Annotated in this window: 17 protein-coding genes; 7 read left to right on the top strand and 10 right to left on the bottom strand. The window is 49.1% G+C overall.

Features of this window, described 5'->3' with window-relative positions; translation table 11 throughout:
• Positions 1 to 139: 139 nt before the first annotated feature.
• From IQE94_RS04690 to hemE, 4 genes are all read left to right on the top strand, one after another.
• Positions 140 to 1,276, top strand: a complete 1,137-nt coding sequence (locus IQE94_RS04690) for a sensor histidine kinase (RefSeq protein ID WP_370630512.1) — start codon at positions 140 to 142, stop codon at positions 1,274 to 1,276.
• A 98-nt stretch (positions 1,277 to 1,374) separates the two neighbouring features.
• A complete protein-coding gene (locus IQE94_RS04685; RefSeq protein ID WP_223342805.1) occupies positions 1,375 to 3,885 on the top strand; it encodes a transglycosylase SLT domain-containing protein in 2,511 nt (836 codons plus the stop codon).
• A gap of 241 nt (positions 3,886 to 4,126) precedes the next feature.
• Complete coding sequence (locus IQE94_RS04680) at positions 4,127 to 5,968, top strand: DUF5942 domain-containing protein (protein WP_212716478.1); 1,842 nt, start codon at positions 4,127 to 4,129, stop codon at positions 5,966 to 5,968.
• Positions 5,969 to 6,076: 108 nt separating this feature from the next.
• Positions 6,077 to 7,129, top strand: a complete 1,053-nt coding sequence (gene hemE / locus IQE94_RS04675) for a uroporphyrinogen decarboxylase (protein ID WP_212716476.1) — start codon at positions 6,077 to 6,079, stop codon at positions 7,127 to 7,129.
• Positions 7,130 to 7,413: 284 nt separating this feature from the next.
• Here the strand turns inward: hemE and IQE94_RS04670 are convergent, their stop codons facing one another.
• Positions 7,414 to 8,268: a DUF4922 domain-containing protein gene (locus IQE94_RS04670; protein WP_212716474.1), complete on the bottom strand. Its 855-nt coding sequence runs from the start codon at positions 8,266 to 8,268 to the stop codon at positions 7,414 to 7,416.
• A gap of 157 nt (positions 8,269 to 8,425) precedes the next feature.
• Complete coding sequence (locus IQE94_RS04665; protein ID WP_212716473.1) at positions 8,426 to 8,938, bottom strand: hypothetical protein; 513 nt, start codon at positions 8,936 to 8,938, stop codon at positions 8,426 to 8,428.
• A 236-nt stretch (positions 8,939 to 9,174) separates the two neighbouring features.
• On the opposite strand from IQE94_RS04665, the gene IQE94_RS04660 reads away from it, so the two are divergent.
• Positions 9,175 to 10,176, top strand: coding sequence for an adenosine kinase (locus IQE94_RS04660; protein ID WP_212716471.1), 1,002 nt, complete (start codon positions 9,175 to 9,177; stop codon positions 10,174 to 10,176).
• Positions 10,177 to 10,317: 141 nt separating this feature from the next.
• Here the strand turns inward: IQE94_RS04660 and IQE94_RS04655 are convergent, their stop codons facing one another.
• The 4 genes from IQE94_RS04655 to IQE94_RS04645 all read right to left on the bottom strand — a co-directional run bounded on the left by IQE94_RS04655 (position 10,318) and on the right by IQE94_RS04645 (position 11,838).
• Positions 10,318 to 10,578 (bottom strand): DUF5615 family PIN-like protein, encoded by a 261-nt coding sequence (locus IQE94_RS04655; protein ID WP_223342804.1) that lies wholly within the window; start codon positions 10,576 to 10,578, stop codon positions 10,318 to 10,320.
• A gap of 89 nt (positions 10,579 to 10,667) precedes the next feature.
• Positions 10,668 to 10,787, bottom strand: coding sequence for a DUF433 domain-containing protein (locus IQE94_RS18825; RefSeq protein WP_370630511.1), 120 nt, complete (start codon positions 10,785 to 10,787; stop codon positions 10,668 to 10,670).
• Positions 10,765 to 10,917 carry a DUF433 domain-containing protein gene (locus IQE94_RS18820; protein WP_370630510.1) on the bottom strand — a complete coding sequence of 51 codons (153 nt, stop codon included), beginning with the start codon at positions 10,915 to 10,917 and terminating at the stop codon, positions 10,765 to 10,767. The genes IQE94_RS18825 and IQE94_RS18820 overlap by 23 nt, the downstream gene beginning before the upstream one ends.
• 51 nt (positions 10,918 to 10,968) lie before the next feature.
• Positions 10,969 to 11,838 carry an IS630 family transposase gene (locus tag IQE94_RS04645; protein WP_223342803.1) on the bottom strand — a complete coding sequence of 290 codons (870 nt, stop codon included), beginning with the start codon at positions 11,836 to 11,838 and terminating at the stop codon, positions 10,969 to 10,971.
• Between IQE94_RS04645 and IQE94_RS18815 the strand changes: the two genes are divergently transcribed.
• Positions 11,815 to 12,108 (top strand): DUF4926 domain-containing protein, encoded by a 294-nt coding sequence (locus IQE94_RS18815; protein WP_370630536.1) that lies wholly within the window; start codon positions 11,815 to 11,817, stop codon positions 12,106 to 12,108. The two genes, IQE94_RS04645 and IQE94_RS18815, sit on opposite strands and share 24 nt — an antisense overlap.
• An 8-nt stretch (positions 12,109 to 12,116) precedes the next feature.
• Here the strand turns inward: IQE94_RS18815 and IQE94_RS04635 are convergent, their stop codons facing one another.
• The gene (locus IQE94_RS04635) at positions 12,117 to 14,177 is read right to left on the bottom strand and encodes a DNA phosphorothioation-associated putative methyltransferase (RefSeq protein WP_212716468.1); all 2,061 of its coding nucleotides are present in this window, start codon (positions 14,175 to 14,177) and stop codon (positions 12,117 to 12,119) included.
• A 555-nt stretch (positions 14,178 to 14,732) separates the two neighbouring features.
• On the opposite strand from IQE94_RS04635, the gene IQE94_RS04630 reads away from it, so the two are divergent.
• Positions 14,733 to 14,939, top strand: coding sequence for a hypothetical protein (locus tag IQE94_RS04630; protein WP_212716466.1), 207 nt, complete (start codon positions 14,733 to 14,735; stop codon positions 14,937 to 14,939).
• Here the strand turns inward: IQE94_RS04630 and IQE94_RS04625 are convergent.
• From IQE94_RS04625 to rpoB, 3 genes are all read right to left on the bottom strand, one after another.
• Positions 14,917 to 17,046: a ComEC/Rec2 family competence protein gene (locus tag IQE94_RS04625; RefSeq protein WP_223342802.1), complete on the bottom strand. Its 2,130-nt coding sequence runs from the start codon at positions 17,044 to 17,046 to the stop codon at positions 14,917 to 14,919. The genes IQE94_RS04630 and IQE94_RS04625 overlap by 23 nt on opposite strands.
• A 376-nt stretch (positions 17,047 to 17,422) precedes the next feature.
• Entirely contained in the window at positions 17,423 to 21,376 is a 3,954-nt protein-coding gene (locus tag IQE94_RS04620) for a DNA-directed RNA polymerase subunit beta'' (RefSeq protein ID WP_212716462.1), read from the bottom strand.
• 114 nt (positions 21,377 to 21,490) lie between these two features.
• A complete protein-coding gene (rpoB, locus tag IQE94_RS04615) occupies positions 21,491 to 24,799 on the bottom strand; it encodes a DNA-directed RNA polymerase subunit beta (RefSeq protein ID WP_212716461.1) in 3,309 nt (1,102 codons plus the stop codon).
• Positions 24,800 to 24,876: the final 77 nt, after the last annotated feature.

Below are 24,876 nucleotides of genomic sequence, written 5' to 3'. Positions count from 1 at the left end.
TGCCCCCAATGCCCCGACATGGGTAAATTGAGCAAAACAATCACCCCATTCTATTACGGCTTTGCTGGTGTGCTACAGACAAATCGGGGCCAGGGGAAGTGAGCCATTGCTTTTCCTGAATGATCCCCGGTCTTGGGCAATGCTTAGATCCACCAACCTCAATCCTATGGCTAAACTCAGTCTTGGTTCCCGCCTTTTCCTGTCCCATATACTGGTGATGCTAGTGGGGTTGGGCAGTTTTGTTTCCATGGCGAAAATTTCTTCCCCCCGCATGTTTATTTTGCGCCTAGAAGAGTTGGAAAGTCAGGGATTTATCACTGTTCGTTCCGCCAAAACCTATTTGATCCGGGGTTTTGAAACCGCCTGGAATCGTAGTTCTCTCTGGGCGATTATTTTTGGGGCTAGCGCCGCCGGGGGATTAAGTTTTTTGGCTGCCGACCGCATTATGCAACCCCTCGATCGCCTGAAATTAGCTACGAAAAATTTGGCAGAGGGCGACTTGCAAAGCCGGATGCCTCCCAGTAACATTCCCGAGTTGGAGGAGTTGGGCCAGAGTTTTAATCGCATGGCGGATAGCTTGGAAAATGTGGAACAACAACGGCGGGAATTGGTGAGTGACCTAACCCACGAATTGCGTTCCCCTTTGACGGTGGTGCGGGGTTATTTGGAACAATTGGCGGAGGGCACCGTTGCCGGAGATCCGGAACTGTACCAACGGCTGGTGGGGGAAACCCGGAGGTTAGAACGGCTGACAGTGGATTTGCAGGAATTGTCCAAAGTAGAGGCGGGTTATTTATCCATCCAACGACAACCTCTAGATCTTTATCCTCTGTTGGTAAAACTACAACAACGGTTTACAGATCAGCTATTGGACGAAGGGCCGGAGTTAATCCTCGCCGCTAGTTCTCCCCTACCCCCGGTGTGGGCCGACCCAGACCGCACTGAGCAAATTTTGGTCAATTTAATTGGTAATGCGGTGCGCTATACCCCCAGTGGTGCCATTACCATCGATGCTCACCGTGGTAACGACCGAGAAAAGGACAATCTACTCTGGGTGACGGTGACGGATACGGGCATTGGTATTAGTCAAGAAGACTTCCCCTATGTGTTTGAGCGATTTTGGCGAGCTGATAAATCCCGTTCCCGTTATTCCGGTGGCACTGGTTTGGGACTGGCGATCGCCAAACGGTTGGTGGAGTTGCAGGGAGGTAGTTTAACTGTGGCAAGTATCCTAGGCCAGGGCAGTGAGTTTGCATTTTCTCTGCCGTTGCTTTAAAAGCTGATCGCCGCTGGGAAAGTGTTTGTAATACTTCCGGCCAGACTGATCCCCGCCTACCTTCCCCAGTTAAACCCAGGCAAAGATAAGGTAGAGTTGTGGTTTGGCATTACTCCGACATTATGCACAAGAAATCAAAGGCCCAGTTGCAGGATTATCTCAAGGATTTAACCGCAATGGGGGACGCTTCATCAGAGCAGATGGAGCCTGACCAAGATGGGCACCAAGGGGAAACAACGGAAACCGCCAGTTCTCCTCCCAAGAAAAGGTTATCTTTGCCCAATTTATCCCCCCCGGCGATCGCCAATCCGCATTGGGAGCCAGGGTCAGATCATGTATCATCCTTGGGCCCTGAAGATCAACAAAGTACAATTACCGCTCCGTTGAATGGCCATGACCAATCTCTGGCAGAGGAAGATAAAACCCAAGGCCATGTCCGGAGTAAGCGCTGGCTCTGGTTGGGAGGCATATTGGTGCTGTTGGTGGGAGGTACGGCCCTAACTTTGCCCAGGGCTCTGGAAATGGTGAACGGATGGCGACAGGAAGCCCAAATGCGGGCCTACGAGCAGGAACAACATCAAGATTCGGAAGTATTACGTTTGGCCCTATTAACCCCGGAGCAACGGCGGAGCAGACTGCAGGCGATCGCCAATCAGGAAGAATTGTCTTTGGAAAGGAGTAGGGCTCGGTTTTTATTAGCAGGGGATTTGCTGGCCAAGTTTGAAGGAGGCCCGGCGATCCGAGTACTGGAAGGATTAGAAGTGCAATATCCGGTGTTAGCATCCTACATTTTACTCATGCGGGGCCGGGGCTATCAATTAAGCAACGAAAATGACCAGGCCGAAGCCACCTGGCAAAGCATTTTAGACCAATATCCTGATTCCCCCGTAGTGGTTAATGCCCTGGAAAATTTGGGCAGTTTGGATGAAGCCTATTGGCAACAGGCGATCGCCGACCATCCGGGCCATCCCCGCACCCTAGCGATTCTCCACCAGCAGTTAGAAAGTGAACCTAATTCTCTGGAAATCCAACGGCAAATTTTGCAAAATCACCCCACCGATGGCCGCACCGCCGCTGTGATCGATGGTCTCAAAGCCAACCACCAGGGAAATTTAACCCCGGAGGATTGGCAAGCCATGGGGGATAATTTTTGGCATCGTCGCATTTATAACCAGGCGATCGCCCTCTACCAAAAGGCCCCCAGCAATGCCCGCAATCTTTACCGTTTAGCCCGGGCCCAACAAATTAGCAAGCTGGACAATGAAGCCAAGGAAAACTACCGGCAATTAATTGCCACCTATCCCGACAGTTCAGAAACGGCCCTAGCCCTAAGACGTTTGGCAGAATTGGTCCCCCCCACTGAAGGAATGCAATATCTACAGCAGTTAGAGCAACAATTTCCTGACCAAGGGGCCTCTGCCCTAGCGGCCCGCATAGATTTATTGGCAAAATTTGATGCCAACCAAGCCCAACAGGCTCGCCAGACCCTACTGCAAAAGTATTCTAACTCCGATGCCGCCGCTAATTACCGGTGGCGCCAGGCCCAGGAGTTTGCTAAAGCTGGTAACTATACTGAAGCTTGGCGCTGGGCCAAGGAAATTGCTAATCAAAATCCCCAGAGTGACGTTACTCCCAAAGCTATTTTTTGGATCGGTAAATGGGCCCAGCAACTAGGGCGATCAGGCGATTCCAAAGCCGCTTTTGAAACAGTGCTGGCTCAATATCCCCAGTCCTATTACGCTTGGCGATCGGCGGTGTTACTGGGCTGGCAGGTGGGGGACTTTAACTCCGTACGTTTTCTCAATCCCCCGGTGACGGTGCCGGACCAACGGCCCTTACCCCCTGCTGGTTCCCCCACTTTTCGGGAGTTATATCGTCTGGCCCAAGACAAAGAGGCGATCGAATTATTTGACGCAGAAATTCGAGCTAGGGCAGAAGGGGAAGCCACACCGGAGCTAACGGTCAATGAAGGCTTTACAGAAGCCCTGCTTAAATTGACCCAACAGGAATATTTGCAGGGCATCAACCAAGTGTTAAATTTGCGCAATCCCGAGGACCCGGAACAGAGAAAACAATGGGAAGAACTACGGAGCACTAGGGATTATTGGCAAACCCTCTTTCCCTTTCCCTACCAAAAGTTAATTTTTGAGTGGTCGGAAAAACGCCAGGTGAATCCCTTTTTGGTCACGGCGTTAATTCGCCAGGAATCCCGATTTGAAAAGGATATCCAGTCTCCCGTGGGCGCGACGGGGTTGATGCAGGTGATGCCCGCCACGGCGGCATGGATTGCTCCCCAAATCGGATTGCAGGAATATTCCCTCACCGATCCCACCGATAATGTCAATATGGGCACCTGGTATTTTGACCACACCCATAAAACCTATAACAATAATTCGGCCCTGGCGGTGGCCAGCTACAATGCGGGGCCGGGCAATGTGGCCAAATGGTTACAGGAATTTAATAACGCTGATCCTGACCTCTTTGTAGAGCGCATTCCCTTTGCAGAAACTAAGGGCTATGTGGAGGCAGTGTTTGGCAATTACTGGAATTATTTACGCATTTATGACCCCGATGTGGAGAAACTGATGGGGCAGGTGGGAAAGAGTTAATCCCGCTTCTACCTAGCTCAGATTCTTGGAATCAGCAATCTTCGGCAAGTTCAATGCTCCCGGCGTTAGATTGGAGGTCTTAATGGGAGTCTTCTTTAGCAACTCCAAGATCATCAATCTCCCTTGTTCGTCCATTAGAATTGCAATTAGTCAGGCACTCGGGCAAAGTTTTGTCTATCTCTATAAGATGTGATTTGCCGATTTCCGCCCGGGAAAATGGGCCCCATTCCCCGCATTTATTATGATCAAACGCTTTTTCCTCACCATTCTGTTCTTTGCCGGTCTGTGGTTTGCCCTCAACCTCTATCTCCAACAACATGGTTTGGCCCACCGCGGCAATTACGATAGCTTGATCATTAATTTTAAAAATGATATTCCCACTCAAACCCTAACGGCGGATATTCAAGCCATCGATGAGAAGCTGGAAAAGACGGTGGATTTTAACAGTATTTTTTCCATTAAAAATTATGTTTACACCGTTAAGGGCGATGGGGAAGATTTAAAACGTCTGCGCCGATCGCCTTTGACCAAAGAAGTAGACTACATCGAACCCAACTATATCTATCAAACGCTGGAAGTTCCCAATGATCCTGAATACGGCAAGCAATGGAATCTCCGGGCGATCGCCATGGAATCTGCTTGGGACCAAAGTAAAGGGGAAGGGGTAACCGTCGCGGTGATTGACACCGGGGTGACTAGGGTACCGGATTTACGACAAACCCAATTTGTTAGCGGCTACAACTTTGTAGATGATAACCGGGACACCACCGACTACAACGGCCATGGCACCCATGTAGCGGGAACCATTGCCCAAGCCACCAATAACGAATACGGTGTTGCGGGTGTTGCGCCCAAAGCCAAAATTATGCCCCTGAAAGTATTGGGGGATAACGGCGGCGGCACGGTAGCGGACATTGCCGAAGCGATTATGTATGCGGCGGATAACGGGGCCAGCGTGATTAACATGAGCTTGGGGGGCGGTGGTGAAAGCAAGACCCTAGCCGATGCCATTGACTACGCCTACAGCAAAGGGGTGGTAATTATTGCGGCGGCCGGTAATGAAGGACAAAATGCAGCGGCCTACCCTGGTCGGTACCCGAAGGTGATTAGTGTGGCGGCCACCGATGCCACCGGTAACAAAGCGGAATATTCCAACTATGGCGCTGGGGTAGACATTGCGGCTCCTGGGGGGAGCACCGACGGCAAAGATGGCAAAATCCTCCAGGAAACCATTGACCCCGATACCAGGGAACCAGTACTCATAGGTATGCAGGGTACTAGCATGGCGGCTCCCCATGTGGCCGGCACAGCGGCCCTAATCCAATCCGTCCAACTACAACAGGCCAAAGTGGGTTTATCTTCTGGGGCCGTCGATCGCCTGACGGTGGCAGAGGTATCGGAACCAGAGGCGGTGTTAAAAATTCTCAAAGCCTCCGCCCGTTCTGTGCCCAACGATAGTCTGAACTACTACGGTGCCGGCCATGTCAACGCCGGGGAAGCGGTCAAACAGGCCCAACAGGGACAGATTTCCTTCCGGGATTTCATGCGCTGGTTACGGGACAACGGTTACCTCAATCCCATTTTTTGGTTTGACGGCGGGGCTGTGGCGTTTTTGCCCAAACTAGCCATGGTGTTGGGTTCCTATCTGTTGGTATTCCTGCTGCGGATTTATCTACCGCTGCAATTTACCTGGCCCTTCAACTGGGGATTAATTTTTGGCAGCTCGGGGCTATTCTTTCTGCAAGGTCTATACATTTTTGACTTGCCCCAATGGCCTTTCCGAGCCATGGGCAGTGCCCTGCCGGAGTTGGGCAACAGTCTTCCTGGGACTGGTTTGTTAAATCCATTTTTTGCCAGTGCGCTCATTCCCATTGGCTTGTTGTTGCTATTGCTGGGCAGTCCCAGTGGCAAACAGTGGTCTTTGGGGGTTTGTTTTGGGGTAACTGTCTTTTTATTAACCGCCGCTTTCCTTGGTACTCCCCTATGGTTAATCGGCAACGGCACCACGGCGATCGCCTTTTTGGTGGTTAACGCCCTAATTTGCCTGGGACTTGGTTCTTTGGCTGCCAAGGGAGAACATTAACGGATGGGAGCAGAAAAAATCCCCCCATCGCCAAGGATTAGAGGCAGCGGGGGAAATGATAAGCTAGCAAAGGCTTGATTTTACAAAGAATTTTTATTAGGAGTAATAATGACAGAAGCAAATGATTTGCCCTACCTTCTGCGGGTAGCCAGGGGCGAAGTAGTTAAGCGTCCGCCTGTGTGGATGATGCGCCAGGCTGGCCGTTATATGAAAGTTTATCGAGATCTGCGGGATAAATACCCAAGCTTCCGGGAGCGGTCAGAAAATCCAGACTTGGCCATCGAAATCTCCCTCCAGCCCTGGCGAGCCTTCCAACCCGATGGGGTGATCATGTTTTCCGACATTCTAACCCCTCTGCCCGGCATTGGCATTCCCTTTGACATTGTGGAAAGTAAAGGGCCCATCATCGACCCTCCCATCCGCAGCCAATCCCAGGTGGATCAACTCCATCCCCTCGATCCGGAATCCAGTCTGCCCTTTATCAAAACTATTTTAGGAACCCTGCGAAAGGAAGTGGGCAACCAATCCACTGTGTTGGGTTTTGTTGGTGCTCCCTGGACCCTAGCCGCCTATGCCATTGAAGGAAAAAGCTCCAAAGATTACAAAGTAATCAAGCAAATGGCCTTTTCTGAGCCGGCCATTCTCCACAGTTTCCTCAATAAAATTGCCGAGGCGATCGCCGTTTACGTTCGTTACCAAATCGACTGTGGTGCCCAACTGGTGCAATTATTTGATTCTTGGGCTGGTCAACTAAGCCCCCAAGACTACGACACCTTTGCCCTCCCCTATCAGCAAAAAGTGGTCAAGCTGGTCAGGGAAACCCATCCTGATACACCGCTAATTCTTTATATCAGCGGCAGTGCAGGCATTCTGGAACGCATGGGCAAATCCGGGGTGGACATTGTCAGTGTGGACTGGACAGTGGACATGGCCGACGCTCGCCAACGCTTGGGTAAAGCAATGAAAGTACAGGGTAATATGGACCCCGGTGTCTTGTTCGGCTCCCAAGACTTTATCAAAGAGCGGATTTTGGACACTGTGCGGAAAGCGGGTCAAGGTGGCCACATTTTCAACCTCGGCCATGGCGTTTTGGTGGGTACTCCAGAAGATAATGTTCGCTTCTTCTTTGAAACAGCTAAACAAGTGGATCAATTACTGTAACGACAGTTGGTTATTGGTATCTGTTTGACAGTTTAAGAACGTGTTTGAAAAGCCCCCCTGACCCCCCAAGTTCGGGGGGAAACAGAAGCAGAGTAAGCAGAGTCCCCCAGTATTGCTGAGCTTTAGTGGGTCGATTTAGGGGGCGAAATCAGACTTTATAAACAGGCTCTAAATGCTACCTTGCTAAATTGATTTCAGCGAGAGATCAAGCAATATCCCCTCCAGTTCCCCTTAATAAGGGGGGAGACAGATAGGCGGGGGTATTGGGATTATCCATTATTTGATTATTGTGCGACCCCCACCTGTTGCAGTAGTTGCCACGGCCCTAGTTGCTGCAACAGCTCCAGCTGTTGTTGATTTCTCACCAGTAAGCCACCAGCAAAACCTAGTGCATTAACTTCAATGTCTTGGTAGGATTGCTGGGAACGGGGTATGATCGCCAAAAACTCCCTAGTCATTAACAGATTGTAGGGGTGGGGCCTTGCTTCCACCGTGGTTTGTAAGCCTAATTGCTGCAACATATCCTGATAAATTTGGTAACAAATTTTGCCTCCGTCGGCTTGGTTAATCACATCCACGGTGAGGGGGGCGATCGCCGTTTTGAATGGCAGGTTTTTTGCTTGAATAAAATGGTTCGCCAGGGGAAATTTTTGACTATTTTCCACCAAAGGAAAGGGAATCCATTGTAAATGACGGTGCGGTTGACTGGCCCCCGCTTTAGGGCCGCTGTTATAAAATACTAATCCTTCTTTTTCTTTTAATACCTGTACTGCCACTGTGAAATCCCCTAGGGTCAAAGGATTTTGTTGATCTTCAAACTCCCGCGTGACAATTAATAAATGTTGATCTACTACCTTGAATTTATTCAGCAATCCCAAATGGGTCTCGGAAAAATGTCCCACAAATAGATCGGGGTCGTAGGGCAAAAATGGATTAATTTTCTGGCGATGTTGGTGTTCAGTGGTAATTTTTTTGCGATGGATTTGGGTCAGAATCCGTACCACAAAGTTTATTTCTCTCTCCTCCAAGGTAGTTACCGCCGTAGTGATGGGTTGGAGGGCTCCGGTTTTGAGAGCGTGGTCACTCTGGGCTAGTAAACGGGGCCACAATTGACCGGGGAGGAGATAGGATTCAGCCATGGTGAGGGGAAAACAGGTAACTACGTTCTTGGCACAGGGCAACAACAATTAACCATTAGCAAAACCCCTGATTATGCCCATGGGGAACAATACCAAGGACGGAGTTTTGCTGGAGCCGTTCCTTGATCCTACACCCAGCTGTGGAGAGCGCTATCCGTCAAACAACCTGCAAAGACTGATTATTTTCCCAAATACTACTATCTACATTTAGTTGGCTCAATTTGATCCGCCCCAAATCGGCCCAGAAATTACGGTGACGGCGATCGCCAAGGTAAATTTGGTCATTATCTTCAGCTTTGCCACAGGCTTCAATAAAAAAGTAGGCTAATTGCTTAGCAGTGATGTCAGAACCACTAATCTGAAAATGGAAAAGTAAATCCCGTCGTTGGGGAGCAGCAGCGTGGGCATAGAGCATGGTGAAATCATGGCTGGCTCGATGGTCAAACATTTGTGGTCTGGGCATGGATCGGTTACCCAAACTTTCGGTATATGTCCCCTTCAGTTGGGAAACTAAAAGTAAATGTCGTAGGCTCGGGGTGACAGACAAAACACCAGAATAGTACAAAATCAAGGGAGCAGTCAGATTTTGGGAAGCCTTGAAATTCCAATTGGCTTTATCCAGGGGAAAATAAGTCAAAAACTGATGCCATTCTGACATAGATGTGGGCATACTTTTACCAAAAATTTAAGTCAAATCTTGATTTAACTATTGTTTATTTTAGCAACTATCTCACCATAACCGCTGATTAATCCCGTAGCTAATTAGGCAATATTATTGCTACTATTTTTGAGTGAACTGACTCCAATTACCATCATTCCTCCCCCATCAATTAATCCAACCATTGTCAGTCAAGCCATTCTGCCCTAGGATAACATTCGTCATGAAGCGGAATCCGTGAGGTTGCAATGGGTCATAAATACGATGTCTATGGTATGGGTAATGCCTTGGTGGATATGGAATTTGAGGTTACCCCAGAGCAACTGGTCAGCCTAGGCATCGATAAAGGGGTGATGACCTTGGTGGAGGAAGCCAGAGAAAATGAACTAATTGCCCATTTGGCCCAACAGCGAGGCAAACAAAGCAGTGGCGGATCGGCGGCTAATACCCTGGTGGCCCTAGCCCAACTGGGAGGTACCGGTTTTTACGCTTGTAAAGTGGGCAAAGATGAAGCGGGGGCCTTTTACCTCCAGGATTTGAACGCTTGTGGTCTTGATACGAATCCTCACCATGAGACCGCCGGGGAAGGAATTACCGGTAAATGCTTGGTTTTTGTCACTCCCGATGCAGATCGCACCATGAATACTTTTTTGGGCATTAGCGATAGTTTGTCGGTGACGGAAATGGATTGGCCAGCGTTACGGCAATCCCAATATCTTTACCTAGAAGGATATCTAGTCACTTCTCCTAGTGCCAAGGCGGCCTGCATCGAAGCTAAGGCGATCGCCGAACAGTCCGGGGTGAAGACCTGTCTATCCCTATCCGATCCCAACATGGCTAAATTTTTCCAAGACGGTTTAAGGGAAATGCTGGGGTCAGGGGTGGATCTACTATTTGCCAATGAAGCGGAAGCCCTAGAAATGGCCGGGACTACAGACCTTAATCAGGCGATCGCCTACTGCAAAACTATTGCCAAAAACTTTGCCCTAACCAGGGGGGGAGAAGGCTCATTAATTTTTGATGGCGAAAATTTATTGACCATTGGTGCCCCTAAAGTCCAACCCATTGATACGGTGGGAGCAGGCGATATGTACGCCGGGGGATTTTTATATGGCTTAACCCACGGCATGGACTATGAAAAAACTGGGCAACTAGCTTCGGAAACAGCAGCCAAAGTAGTTACCTGTTACGGCCCCCGCTTAGAAACGGCAACACTGCAAGGAATTTTACAGTCTGTTCAAACCGTTTGATGTGGAAGAACTATTTTTCCGAAATTATGGAAAAGAACTAACCAAACTTTAAGGTGGTTACAACGCCTGTCTTTCCCCCCTATTGCTAAAGAAGCGCATATTTTTAATGACGGAGATTTTAAAGTAGGTTAGTCATTAGTTTTATTGATGAACTACAACTGCGTCTCGGCTTATTTCAATTAAGGAATAGTTTTCAAATGGTTCGATTATTTTTTCTAGATTTTTAATGAAAATAACCTCTAGTTCTTTGTTGCTGATGTTCCCTGTAGTAACCAGTAAAAGTTTATGAGATTGTCCTTGAATACAAAATGAATCCCAAAAATCAGAATCCTTGGTAATCAAAATTCTTTGTTCAGAAATTGAAATCAGATTAATTGTCGTATCTGGTGTAGCATTTTGCAAGGTTAATTATTTCGTATGAATTGAATCATAGCCTATCAATTTGAGAAGATAGGATAGACGAACCGTTAATTGAGCATCAATAAAAAACTTCATACAATAACGTTATGGATGCTTTTTACTTGGGTTAACTTAGTTGCATAGGCTAATACTGCCAAAATGTCATCCCGCTCTAAGTCATCATAATCTTCAAGAATTTCTTCTATAGTCATACCAGAACTGAGAAGTTCTAATATATAATATATTTTCTACCGGATAACGGAAACCACGAATACAGGGTTTACCATGGCATATAGCTGAGTCAATTGTGATACGTTGCAGCAAAATCTTAGAATTGTTCATTGTCCGTAATTAATATTACTGAATTACCAAATATAGCAAAGGACGAGATAGTTAGGACAGTTCTCTCAACGCTATATCCAATGCAGAAATCAGCGATTCTCCATTACTAACAAGTTGGGAAACATAACGTTTTAGTCTCGCCCAGAACTTCTCAATTTTGTTCAAGTCTGGTGAATATGGTGGTAAAAATATAACCTCACACCCAGCTTTTGCTACCAATGCCTTTATTCTTTGTTTCGGATGAAAGCTTGCATTATCCATGATTAGTATCTGACCTGGTATTAACTCTGGTAATAACATTTCTTCTATCCACGTGCATACTACTTGAGCGTTACAGTATCCTTCAAATATCATTGGAGCTATTGTTGTTCCATTCCACCAACAACTTATTATGCTGACTCTCTTGGTTCTATGTCCTAATTTGCTTGCCTTTAATCTCTCTGATTTATGACAGTACCCATAGGGGTAGTCTAGAGTGTCATCTAGACCGGCTTGATCCATATAAATCAGTTTTTCTGCCGCATATTGCTTGATTTCATCTTCAAATGCCTTTCTCGCTTCCTCTTCTATTTCCCTGTAAATATAAGTTTTTTTTCTAGTAAACCCTATTTTCTTTAGAGCCTTACTTATTCTTATTCTACTTACGGGCTCTGGCCATTTTTCTGCCATTTGTTTTTGCGTTAAATGACCGTTCTCCTCCGCAAATTCTCTGAATTTATCCAAATCATCTATTTTCGGTCGTGGACCACGCTCATAATCTCTCTTCGCGGCCACACTTCCTGTTTCTTTCTTCTTTTTTATCCATAGGTCTAAGGTGTTGCGACTAATGTTCAGTGTTCGGCAGACATGGCTTTTCTTCTCTCCTTTTTCTACTGCACTTACCGCTTTCTCTCTTAGATCTACACTGTAGGGGGCTGGCATCGCTTTTTTCCTAACTCTTTCCCTACATTATGTCCTAACCTTAGCAATCTTTGCTATACCAAGCATTTTGAAACCAATGAGCCAATTTTATTACAACAAGGTCAGGTAGGAACGGTTGTGATGGAACTTGGTAAGGATATGTTTGAAATAGAATTTTCTGACCGAGAGGGTATTCCTTATGCAATGGAAACACTTGCCTCTAATCAATTACTTGTTCTTCATCAAGAACCAATACCAGCAATACCAGAAGAGCGCTTTATTTCCGCATAAAGACCCTTTTACTTTTGTCTTCGCCGTGCCTGAATCTGAGCTTTCATTAGCCTCATTTGATAAAGATCTGTATCCTTACGCCACTGAAGACGGTTTCCATTAAACTCGACTCCCATTTCTCGCAATACTTTTTGCCAACCTGGCCATAATTGAATTTCCGACCAATTATCCAGTAATCCCCAATCTTCTTCCTGTTGTGACAACTTGGCAAACTTTTCAACTAAGGGATACTCTGTCATGACCAATCGCTCCTTGCGATGCACCACTGGAGCATAATCTGGGTCATATTCCTTGTAACGAACTCGCAAATCCTGTAAACCAATCTGCATCATCATCTGCCAGCGAGGATGGGGATTGGTATCAAAATCTGGACAGAAGATATAAGCAATTTTCGGTTCATGGAGATAAAACCGCACCAACGTCACATTATCCAATCGTCCCACCGTCCGACTCGCACAGCCCTCATATAAACGTAATAATGGGTCAAGGTTTTCCAGGGCACTAATATGAACCACCAAGGCCTTCTTGGAGCAAATTCCCACCGGACTGCGTTGGGCAATATCCGCTAAATTCTGCAAGTCTCCCAAACTAAATAACATCATATCCGACAATAAACAAGCCTCTTTATAAGTGCCAAATAGCACCTTAATATCAGTCTGTAAGTTATCAGCCAAATGACTAAAACGAGGACGTTTAGCAAAGTGAGACAAAGCCAAATAAATTTGAATATCCTGTTTACGCTGTTCTGTAATCCTTTGCCAATCCTCCGCATCTGTTGCCTGCTCAATCACTTTAAACGCACGAGTTAAGGTCTTAAACTCAGCACAAATTTCTGCTTCAGCTTCTAATTCCCCTTTCTTTGGCAAACGACCTCGTTCCATTAAGAAATTCATCAATGGTTTCAGTAGCTCCTGATAATCCTCAAACCTTTTCACCGATAAACGAAGGCGTGGCGTACTTGCCCGTGATCGGAACCGAGAGGCCCGGAAGGTTTCTGCTTGGGACTCATCTCGAAACACAAAATAAGTACCCAACGCCACCGGGATAGCATCAACCCCTAAGACTTGATCAATGTAAAGCTTTAGTTCTTCTTGGTCATAATATTTCTGAAACGTATTGCGGCTTGTAATCACCCCATCGCCATAGGCTATGTGCCCCAATCCACCATCGGCAATCAACACCTGGGCTGAAACCACCAATATTTTTTGGGTTAGTTCCCATGCTTGGACTAATGCTTCCCGTCTTTCCGCTGGATTTTCAATGACATTAATCACATAACCCAGATTGACTACATCCGCAGGATGGCGATCGCTATCAGGTTTATAAAAAGGGTCCCACCCCTGAACTGTAAACCCTTTTTCCGAAACAAATTTTAGATCCTCTCCATGGCCGCAACCGTAGTCAAAAAAGGTCATCCCCTGGCTGAGTAAGTCAGCGTCAAATAGCGACCGCACCGGACGGGACATTTGTCGTCGAACAATAGCGGCTTTGTGACGGTCAATTTTAGGAGATTGATGGACAGATTCCTTAATCTCAATTAACTTATGGTCTTCAATCCTGACCCGAAACTGTTGCAGTCGTTTTTTCCACTGCTGACGATGACCGATCTGGCGAGAATTAGCTAATAAACCAAGTTTTTCCTCCGCCTGGGTTAACGCGACAAAGGTTTCATACAAAGGATAATCGGCACAGACAAAGGTTTCCTTACGGTGCAGGATGGGAGGATTCTCCCCGTAATGGCGAACCTGGCAATCATTCAACTCTAAATTGACCTGTGTACTTTGTGCTAAGGCCGGATGGGCATCTAAATCAAAATCAGGGTAATTGAGATAAGAAATTTTGGGTTCGCTGAGATTAAATTTAATCAGCGTAAATTGTAAATCTTGATGTGATTCAAATTGATAGTTTTCATAAAAAATTTGTCGAGTATAGCTCTCATAATTTTGTAAAATAGATGGCAAATAGGGAATGGTGGAGTAATGAATATAGAGCGCATCAGGTAAGCGTTTACCAAAATTTAAACCATTAAGTGCATGTTGAATATCAACAAAGTTGTGAATATCCGCCATTTATTCTCTATCCCGAAACGATAATAATTTTTATTTCTAACAATTGGTTTTGACATGAAAGATAACACGAATTAGGGTCGTCATTGTTATTAAAATTATTAAAACATTGTACCAAGCTCTCCGATGAAATGGCAAAATAGCATATGTGTGAGAAGTCATTTATAAAGAAGATATAAAGTAAGGATAATAAAAGAAATCTATTTTTTATGGTGAAAGAGCAAATATTGAGTATTGTCGATGAGTAGTTTACCAAAAGTAGCCAACCCTAGACGCAAGCCATATGCCGGTGACATGAGTAATGCAGAGTAGAAGATATAGAGCCCAAATTACCAGCATCAAAAGGATTTGGGTGTTTCATAGAGATAGACATGCGAGAGATTATTATAATTTTGCATTTATGGCTACTTAAAATCAAATTAAGACAATAGAGATTTCTGTCAGACTTGTATTAAAAAATACCCTATTCGCTTATATTGCCATATTTCTAGTTGAATTAACTGCAACGATAACCAAAGTCAGGGCCGGGGCGATCGCCACAATGATTGGCACCCGGAGTTGCCCCAAACCCGTCAGATAATTCGGGAAATTAGTAGTACTTTTTGGCTTTTGCGGGAAATATTGCCCTATGGCCAAGATTGTCAGGTAATTAGTCCTGAGGGAGTACGGCAAAGGGTCATAGTTGAACTAACTTCCGCAGTGCAAAACTATGGTTTAAATGGCGACGATCCCAGGGCTTCGTTCATGGATCGACGGCAGAATTGAAGCCCTGACGGGGATTCCATTGGATAGCTCCCTGCCCCGTTACCCACAGTTGACCCCGATATTTTGCCACTGTTTGCCTCAAATCTTTGCTGACATAGGACGCAATGGCGATCGCCGTGGGAGGGCGCAAACTATCCAGCCAACTGTAGGGAAAAAACCGGCCAACCCAGATGGCAGTGTGGGGGCGCTGATCCACTGGTAATTGTGGGGGAATTTGGTTTTCTTGGGGAATTTGGAGGAAAATCCACCACCGTTGCTGGCCAAAATTCAGTTGTAAAATTGCTGGTTTGACTTCTACCCAACTTAAATGGGCACAGGAAGGCGGTAGGGGTTTTCCCACCATGGCCGGGGTGATGTTTAGTTCACAGTCAATTTGATTAATACCCTTTTGAGCTAAGAAAGGAGTTAATAATCTTGTCTTGGATTGATCCTCTGCCCTAGTAATGGTGGTCACTTCACCGGGGGCCTGGGCGAGGATGACAGGGAATGCGTTGTTAGCAAAAACAGTCAATTCCACCCTAGTTTGCAAGGTAAAAATGAGGGGAAAAATAATTATGGCTAGCAAAAATATTGCAACGGCACCCCAACGTCTGCGCCACCAGGAAAAAGCCCAAATTAAACAAAAAGCGCCGTACATTATGACCACCTGTCCCATGCCCACTTCCCCTACTGCCACCGTGGGTAATTGTTGAAATTGGGCGGCGATCGCCATTAGCCAACGGGCGGGGAAAGCTAATAACCAAGCAGTGGCACTGCCCAGGGGCGGAAAAACTAGGGCGCCCAGAGCACTGGTCATTCCCCCCAAACTCAACAGAGCTAACAAGGGGGTAATCAAAATATTTAGGGGCAAGGCAGCGGGGATAACATAGCCAAACTGTTGCAACAGGATGGGAGTAGTCCAAATACTGGCCGCCAAGGGTACCGCTATCACCCCGGCAATTTTACCAGGCAAAAAATCCAACCGTTGCTGCAAAGGAGGCACCATCACCACAATGCCTAAAGTGGCCAAGAAACTGAGTTGAAAACCCAACGCTTGGCTCCAGACGGGATTAACCAATAGCATCCCTGTGGCAATGAGTAATAATGCCCCCACGGTATTTAATTTTTGTCCACTGGCCAGGGCCGCCATCACCCCCACCCAGAGAACACTAGCCCGGATTACTGAAGGTTCCAGCCCCGTTAGGCCCAAGTAAAATGCCAAAGTGATTAACCCAACGGCTATCGCCAATTTGGAACTGACACCAGCCTTTCTGCCCAGGAGCAATACGGTGCCCACCAGCAGGGAAACTTGATAGCCAGAGGCGGCCAGGAAATGGGAAAGCCCCACCGCTTGGAAAAGATTGCGTAATTCCGTGGGCAAATTAACCGCTTTCGCTCCCAGGACAATGGAACTAATCAGCAAGCCAGGCCATTTCCCTTGCCCTTGGGCTGGTAACCAGGCGGTCTGGGCGTTAACAATCCTTTGCCGTATGGGATTGAGACCACAAAATTTTTCCCCCACCAACGTCGCCGTTTCTCCTTTTAACCCAGCAAAAATACCCTGACGGGCCAAATATTGGGCAAAATTAAACGCCCCTGGATTCTGGGGAGAACTAGGACGGTATAGCAGACCGGTGACTCGAATTTGGTGACACTGTTGCCAGGCTTTTTCTCCCATGGGGAGGGTGAGGTACAGGGTGCCAGAGCGGGATCGGAATTCTTTTTCCGGTGGCCGTTGCCATTGTTCTACCTGGAGCCAAAATTGTTGTTGACCTGGGGCATTTTCCCTACCCCCTGCTGTCAAAGTTCCGATCGCCGTGATGGTCTGAAAACTCTTCGCCGGAGGATCGAGCAGACGACTGATATCCTGGGGACTTGGTTGGGGGGTGCGCCAAAGAGCGTAATAACTGGCCAGTAAGGCAATCATGCCCGCCAGTAACCATTGCCATCTAGTCGGCCCCCGCCGCCAAACTAGGGGCAGAAAAACAATGGCGATCGCCGTAGCCAGCAACCACAGCACCGCTAGAACAGCCCCCTTCCGGAGATTAAACAAATCCAGCTCTAACCCTGCTCCCAATAATCCGAGCATAAAACTAAGACAAATCAAGGCCAGGGGATGGAAACGCATCAGTTTAACTCCATGTCGATTTTCCCAAAATCTTCCTGATGAGGGAAAGCAAAGGGAAACAATTGCTTACAGCGGTTACCGTATCTAAGTAGCACAGCAAAGCCTTTGCCAAATAAGTGTTACAACGGTTCTGTTGATATCAAATTGATCCGGAATTTGCTGTATTGATGGTTGGAACTTAGAGCCTGTTTCCCAAAAATGGGGGGGTCAGGAGGGCTTTTCAAACACGTTCTTAGGAAATCGGCATCCGTACTAAAGCATAGCAGTCCGCAAAAAAATAATCCCCTCCCAGAGAAAGGGAAGGGATAGTGAACTAACTAGAAAAATAAGGACAGAATGCTAAACGTTTACAAGCCCAGGGCATAGGGGATTACCCTTAGTCCTCATCGTCCTCAAAATCGCTGTCGTCATCCATGTCGAAATCATCCTCATCAGTGTCGTAGGTTTCTTCCAACTCTTCGTCATCCTGACTGAGTTGACTGCCCGCATAGGCCCGGGCCCTGGTGTCGTCCAACAGGTCGTCATCGGCTTCAACTTTTTTGGTTTTCACCTTGGTGGCACTGGCTTTTTTCTTCGCCGTGGGTAGTTCAATCGGCTCAATCATATAGCCTTGGATATCATCCTGGGTTTCGATTAATCCCAGCACTTCCTCATGGCTACTGAACCCTGTACCCGCAGGAATGAGGCGACCAATGATCACGTTCTCCTTCAGTCCCCGCAGCCAGTCGGATTTACCCTCGATCGCCGCTTCGGTGAGCACCCTGGTAGTCTCTTGGAAGGAAGCCGCACTGATGAAGCTATCGGTATTCAAAGAAGCTTTGGTGATACCCAGTAGCACGGGGGTATAACGGGCAGGAGCACTACCGGTGATGCCCATGGCCTCGTTAACCTGTTCCACCTGACGCAGTTCCACCAACTCCCCTGGAAGCATAGTGGTGTCTCCGCCGTCGTCAATGCGGACCTTGGCCGTCATCTGCCGGACAATTACCTCAATGTGCTTGTCGGAAATATCCACCCCTTGGGATTGGTAAACCGTTTGCACTTCATTGACGAGGAATTTTTGCGCCGCTTGCAGGCCTCTGAGGGCTGCTTGGTAACAACCGTCCTTGTCCACGTAGTAGCTGAAGAACACGTCCAGAATTTCGTGGGGATTATTGTAACCATCGGTGAGGGGATGCCCCACATCAATGCGTTGGCCATCGGTAACCATGGCGTTTTGTCCCGGCAAGAGGGGATATTCGCTCACGGTGCCATCGTCTTCCAACACCTTGATATCGACACTTTCATCTTCGAGGTATTCCACCTGGCAGACCCCAGGGGCCCGGGCTAGGATGCAGGCCTCCTTGGGTTTCCGCGCTTCCAACAGTTCCTCAATCCGGGGTAAACCCTGGACAATGTCCCCAGTCTTGGCCCGCTCGAACACCAGCAGTACGAGGTTATCCCCCCGTTGCACCAGGTCTCCGTCTTCAATGTGGAGCACTGCCCCAGGGGAAACCCGATAGGGCCGGGCCCGCCGTAGGACTAACTGATATTTGTCTTCTTTACGGTTAATTTCCAGTACCTTACCGGACTCCTCTAGTTTGACGCCGGGCACCAATTCCTGCCCCGCCACCAGTAGTTGACCTAGTTTGACTTCCGGGGCACTGGGTAGATCCATCACTAGACGATCGGCTTCCCGTTCCAGTAACACCCGACGGATGGATTCCTGTCCTTCCTTAATCCCCCGGACAATGCCCGCTTCCTTACATTGGATTTCCGTACGGGCCACCACTGCTCCCGGCGGAATTTGGTCGCCGTCCTGTACCAATAAACGGGTTTTGGAAGCTCCACCGAGGGGATCGGATTCCTGGTCTCGGCGCAGTACCAAGGATTCTAAAATCACCAACTGTAAACGCTGGCAATCTTCCTCCTCGTCATCCTGCAGTTCAATATCAGCGGAAAGGTGAGAAATACCTTCGTTGCCACTGCCATAAATTTCCAACACCAACTGGGTGCTGAGCAGGGGAGCCCCTTCCACGGATTTCACCCGATCGCCATCTTTGTAGAACAGTCGTTGAACGGAGCGCAATTCAATGTGGCGACCCCCTTCTTCGTTTTGGGAGCCCTGGGAGGGGGCGGCGGGTTCATCAAATACTTTGTACTCTTCTACAGGGCGCAGCAGCAGACCATTGCCTTCGGGGCTTTCAATCCACTCAGCTTGGCTGAGGGAGCTAACGGTGACGCCGGGGAATACATCCTGCCCTGGTTGGAGCAATTGACCAGTTTCAATTTTCACTGAACCTGGGTCTACGTCTTGGTAGAAGTCGCCGGGTTTGATGATAATTTCTCGCAGAATATCGTTTTTCTGCACCACTTCAACGATGCCGCTGGATTGACAGAAGATGTCTTTGACCACTTCCGTGCCCGCTTCCACATACTGGCCATCTTCCACAATTAACAGGGAAATATCCTTGTTGATTTCGTGGGTTTCTTCGGGAATCCAGAGCAGGGTACCGCCTTTGGTGACTTCGTAGCCCTGTTTGCGGCCGCCCTTGGCCACTTCCACCCCGGCATAGCGAATCATGCCCCCGGTGGTGGTGCGGTAGCGGTCATCGATTAATTCCGCCACAATGCTGTGGTTTTGCACTTTGGTACCTGGAGCGGCCTTGAGAAGGAACCGTTGCTTATCGGCGGTGTAAATTACGTACTGTTCCCGGCCACCGCTGCTTTCCAGTTTGACCTGGGCTTGGTTCAGGAGCACGGAGGCGGTGATGATTTCAATTTCCCGGTTACTCACCAAGCGCACTACACCCCCGTCATTGGTGACCAGCTTGGTTTCGGCCATGATGCTGCCGACTTCCACCTGTTCGTCGTTTTTCACCACCGGTTCTGCTCCGGGCGGGAGGTTATACACTTCCCCAGAGAGAATCCACACCAGACCACCCCGTTGGGCAATGCGGGTGGTATTCCCCTGGCGGTCAGTTTTTTCCTCTGGCACCAGGCGATCAAACAGCACTTCCCCAGCTAAATCCCCGGCCACGTCCTTGGTGGCCCGCTCCGTGGAACGTTGGGTTTTGGAGAGGGAAATTTCCGTCATCAACTGGCCGGCCGTAACCGTTTGCCCATCCTGTACAAACAGTAGGGAACCGGGGGTGAGGGAGTAGGTCTGGCTGGCCGCTTTTTTCCCTTCCCCTTTCCAGAGCAAATCTCCGGCTACTTCCACCTGTTCCGCATCTTCCCCGTGGCGGGTACGGACTTTACGGGTGCTCAACCCCTTACCCCATTTGACTGTGCCGTTTTCGGGAGCCTTTTCTTGGCGAGCCACTTCCCCGGTGAATACCCCCCCAGTGTGGAAGGTCCGCATGGTCAACTGGGTGCCGGGCTCCCCAATGGATTGGGCGGCGATAATACCCACCGCTTCCCCCAGATCCACTTTGTGACCATGGGCCAGGCTCCAGCCATAGCAGTTTTGACAAACGGACCGGGCTGCTTCACAGGTCAACGGCGATCGGACGTAAACTTCATCGGTGACGGCGGCGATGCGGTTAGCTAACGCTTCATCAATTTCCTGGTTACGCTCTGCAATGACATTCCCTTCGCCATCCACCACATCCTTGGCGAGCAAGCGACCAAACAGGCGATCAGCCAAGCTGATTTTTACCTGATCTCCATCGGTCATGGCCGTTACTCGCAGACTGCGCTCGGTGCCACAGTCCTGTTCCCGCACAATTACGTCCTGGGATACGTCCACCAAACGCCGGGTGAGATAACCAGAGTCCGCCGTCCGGAGAGCCGTGTCCACCAGACCCTTTCGGGCACCGTAGGAAGAAATTACATACTCGGTAACCGTTAAACCTTCTCGAAAGTTAGTTTTAATCGGCAAGTCAATAATTTCCCCCTGGGGATCTGCCATCAAACCCCGCATCCCCACCAACTGCCGCACCTGGCTCATATTCCCCCGGGCGCCGGAGAAGGCCATCATGTACACGGAGTTAAGAGGATCAGTTTTGCGGAAGTTGACCACCACCTGGTCTTTCAACTCTTCGGAAGTACTGTTCCAGGTATCAATTACTTTTTGGAACCGCTCTACTTCGGTGATTTCTCCCCGGGCGTAGCGTTCCTCCGTGGTGCGAATTTCCTTTTCTGCCGCCTCCAACATCTGTTTTTTCTCTGGAGGAATTGTCAGATCATCTACACTAATGGAAACCCCCGCTTTGGTGGCAAAACGAAACCCCAGTTCCTTCAGTTCATCGGCCAACTGAGAACAGCGGGCCGAACCGTAACGACGGTAGGCAAGGGCAATGAGTTTTTTCAAGCGGCCTTTGTCGATGGTGTAATTATAAAAAGTCATATTTCAGGTTTCAGGTTTCAGGGAGCAGTTAGCAGATATCAGGGAGCAGGTATCAGGAAGCAGTTAGCAGGGGGTAAGACACTGTTCACTGTTTCCTGTGCTCCGATCGCCGTTTTAGACTTCTTCTTCTTCCAAATCTTCCTCGGTGTGGAGGGACTCATAGGTGGGACGATTGGGAGCCCGACGCTGGCTGTCGATCATTAAATCCACCTCTGCGTCAGCGCTTTCACCATCTTCAGACAGTTGTACCTTGTGGGCGGCAATGTCCAAGCCGAGGGATTGCAGTTCCCGCATTAACACCTTGAAGGATTCTGGTGTACCGGGGCGGGGAATACTCTTCCCTTTAACGATGGCGTTGAGGGCTTCATTACGGCCCTGCATATCATCGGATTTAACAGTGAGTAGTTCCTGCAAAATGTAGGCAGCGCCATAGGCTTCCAGGGCCCACACTTCCATTTCCCCGAACCGTTGTCCCCCCTGTTGAGCTTTACCCCCCAAAGGCTGTTGGGTAACCAAGGAGTAGGGCCCAGTAGAACGGGCGTGGATTTTGTCGTCCACCAAATGCACCAGTTTGAGCATATAGGCTTGGCCCACCGTAATAGGACGGTCAAAGGGCTCTCCGGTACGACCATCAAACACTTGAATTTTGCCGGGATGGTCTTGGTTAAAGACCCAGTCTTTGTTGGGGCGTTGTGATGCTTCTTCCAACAGGCCATGGACTGTATCCCGGGACGCTTCCTCCCCATACATTTCGTCGAAGGGGGTAATTTTGAAGCGTACACCGAGGTTTTCCCCGGCCCATCCCAGCATGCACTCAAATACCTGGCCCACGTTCATCCGGGAGGGAACCCCCAGGGGATTGAGGGCAATGTCAATGGGGCGACCATCAGGGAGGTAGGGCATGTCTTCAATGGGCAAAATGCGGGAAATAATTCCCTTATTGCCGTGGCGACCAGCCATTTTGTCCCCCACTTGGATTTTTCGTTTTTGGGCAACGTAAATCCGCACTACCATATTGGCGCCGGGGGGCAATTCGTCCCCTTTCTCCCGGGTGAACACCCGCACATCCACTACCCGTCCTTTTTCGCCGTTGGGTACCCGCAGGGAGTTATCCCGCACGTCCCGGGCTTTTTCACCGAAAATGGCCCGCAGTAGCTTTTCTTCTGGAGGCTGGTCTGCTTCCCCTTTAGGAGTGACTTTACCAACGAGAATATCACCGGATTCCACCCAGGCACCGATGCGGATAATGCCATGCTCATCAAGGTTGCGGAGGGCATCTTCCCCAACGTTGGGGATTTCCCTGGTAATCTCTTCTGGGCCTAGCTTGGTTTGGCGGGCTTCAATTTCAAATTTTTCGATGTGGATACTGGTGTAGACATCGTCATAGACCAGTCGTTCACTGATCAGAATGGCGTCCTCGTAGTTGTAACCCTCCCAGGGCATATAGGCAACGAGAATGTTTTGGCCCAGGGCCAATTCTCCCCCTTCCGTGGCGGAACCATCCGCTAACACTTGCCCTGGCACCACATCTTCCCCGGCATAGACCAGAGGCCGCTGGTTCAAGCAGGTATCCTGGTTAGACCGTTGGTATTTTTGGATCGGGTAGACGATTTCGTCCCCTTTCTCAGCTGGGTTATCGGGGGAGTGGGGCTGTACCCGGATTTCCGTGGCATCCACATAGGTGACAATGCCATGGGTGCGGGAAACAATCACCATGCCGGAGTCCCGCGCAGCCTGGGCTTCCAAACCTGTCCCCACCAAGGGGCGTTCAGGACGTAACAGGGGCACTGCTTGCCGTTGCATGTTGGAACCCATCAGAGCCCGGTTAGCATCGTCGTGCTCCAGGAAAGGAATCATGGAGGTGGCAACGGAAATAATTTGCACCGGGGAGACAGCCACGTAGTCCACTTGTTCTGGGCTGGTGGTGGAAAATTCCTGGCGGTAGCGAATGGGGACGGATTCGCCGATGATGTTGCCCTCTTCGTCCGTGGGAATGTCCCCGGGGGCCACCCGCATGTCGTCTTCTTCGTCCGCGGTGAGGTAAACGGGGTCTAAATCTTTCCTGACCCGACCACTTTCCACCCGAAAATAAGGGGTTTCGATGAAACCGTAATCATTGACCCGGGCACAGGTGGCGAGGGAACCAATCAAGCCGGCGTTGGGGCCTTCCGGAGTTTCCACAGGACAAATACGGCCGTGGTGGGAAGGGTGAATATCACGTACGGCAAACCCGGCCCGCTCCCTGGTCAGGCCCCCGGGGCCCAAGGCGGAAATCCTTCGTTTATGGGTCAACTCCGCCAGGGGGTTGGTTTGGTCCATGAACTGGGAGAGTTGGGAGGAGCCAAAAAATTCTTTGATGGCCGCCACTAGGGGTTTGGGATTCACCAGGGAGGCAGGGGTGAGGGCATCGGATTCGCTGACGGTCATGCGCTCCCGAATAATACGCTCTAGGCGATTCAAGCCCACCCGGATTTGGTTTTGTAGCAACTCTCCAACGGAGCGCACTCGACGATTACCCAAGTGGTCGATGTCGTCGGTGGTGCCAACGTCAAATTCTAGGTTGATCAGATAGTTGATGGCGGCAAGAATATCCTGGGGAGTGAGCACCCGGGTAGTGTCGGCTTCGTTGAGCCGGAGTTTTTTGTTGAGTTTGTAGCGCCCCACTCGGCCAAGATCGTAGCGTTTGGGGTCGAAGAAGCGGGACTCCAATAACTGCTGACCACCACTGACGGTGGGGGGTTCGCCGGGGCGGAGTTTTTTGTAGAGTTCCACCAGGGCTTCTTCTTCGGTGGGATTCCCTTCTTTGTCGAGGGTTTTTTGGAAAAACTCTGGATGGCTGAGGGAATCGAGGATTTCGTTATCGCTGAGACCGATCGCCTTGAGTAGGACTTGGGCGGACAACTTGCGGGTTTTATCGATGCGGACGTAGACTAAGCCGTTTTTGTCGGTTTCAAATTTAAGCCAGGCCCCCCGGTTAGGAATCAGGGAAGCGGAATAGGTGCGGCGACCGTTTTTATCCAGTTCCTTTTTGTAGTAAACCCCCGGCGATCGAACAATTTGGTTAACGATGACCCGCTCGGCACCGTTGATGATGAAAGTCCCCCGTTCCGTCATCAAGGGAAGATCGCCGATGAAGACTTCTTGCTCCTTAATTTCCCCGGTTTCTTTGTTGACCAGACGGGTCGGCACATACATTTGAACCGAATAACTGGCATCCCGCCGCTTGGACTCATCAACGTCGTATTTGGGCTGTTTGAGCTTGTAATCTTTGCCCAAAAAGTGGAGTTCTAGCTTGCCCGTGTAGTCAGAAATCGGTGAAAAACTGTTCAATTCCTCGATTAAACCTTCCTCCAAAAACCAGTGGAAACTAGCATGTTGGATTTCAATTAAATCGGGCAACATCGTGGTGGCAAGGTTAGTCATGGTGGCTCAGAAGTCTCCGGAAAATTGCGGTGGTTGGGGTCAGGGACGGCCGGGGGGTGTTACCGGTGGGACGATGC

Origin of the sequence: Synechocystis sp. PCC 7339, from assembly GCF_019924095.1 — a bacterium.
Classification (GTDB): Bacteria; Cyanobacteriota; Cyanobacteriia; order Cyanobacteriales; family Microcystaceae; genus Synechocystis.
The sequence above is the reverse complement of the archived record's forward strand: the minus strand, read 5'-3'. Positions and strand labels throughout refer to the sequence as shown.

Bases quoted from the DNA above. Each gene is read 5' to 3' on its own strand.
- IQE94_RS04690 (WP_370630512.1), top strand. From the start codon at position 140: ATGCTTAGATCCACCAACCTCAATCCTATGGCTAAACTCAGTCTTGGT.
- IQE94_RS04680 (WP_212716478.1), top strand. From the start codon at position 4,127: ATGATCAAACGCTTTTTCCTCACCATTCTGTTCTTTGCCGGTCTGTGG.
- hemE (WP_212716476.1), top strand. From the start codon at position 6,077: ATGACAGAAGCAAATGATTTGCCCTACCTTCTGCGGGTAGCCAGGGGC.
- IQE94_RS04670 (WP_212716474.1), bottom strand. From the start codon at position 8,268: ATGGCTGAATCCTATCTCCTCCCCGGTCAATTGTGGCCCCGTTTACTA.
- IQE94_RS04665 (WP_212716473.1), bottom strand. From the start codon at position 8,938: ATGCCCACATCTATGTCAGAATGGCATCAGTTTTTGACTTATTTTCCC.
- IQE94_RS04660 (WP_212716471.1), top strand. From the start codon at position 9,175: ATGGGTCATAAATACGATGTCTATGGTATGGGTAATGCCTTGGTGGAT.
- IQE94_RS18825 (WP_370630511.1), bottom strand. From the start codon at position 10,787: ATGACTATAGAAGAAATTCTTGAAGATTATGATGACTTAGAGCGGGAT.
- IQE94_RS18820 (WP_370630510.1), bottom strand. From the start codon at position 10,917: ATGAACAATTCTAAGATTTTGCTGCAACGTATCACAATTGACTCAGCT.
- IQE94_RS04645 (WP_223342803.1), bottom strand. From the start codon at position 11,838: ATGCCAGCCCCCTACAGTGTAGATCTAAGAGAGAAAGCGGTAAGTGCA.
- IQE94_RS04635 (WP_212716468.1), bottom strand. From the start codon at position 14,177: ATGGCGGATATTCACAACTTTGTTGATATTCAACATGCACTTAATGGT.
- IQE94_RS04625 (WP_223342802.1), bottom strand. From the start codon at position 17,046: ATGCGTTTCCATCCCCTGGCCTTGATTTGTCTTAGTTTTATGCTCGGA.
- IQE94_RS04620 (WP_212716462.1), bottom strand. From the start codon at position 21,376: ATGACTTTTTATAATTACACCATCGACAAAGGCCGCTTGAAAAAACTC.
- rpoB (WP_212716461.1), bottom strand. From the start codon at position 24,799: ATGACTAACCTTGCCACCACGATGTTGCCCGATTTAATTGAAATCCAA.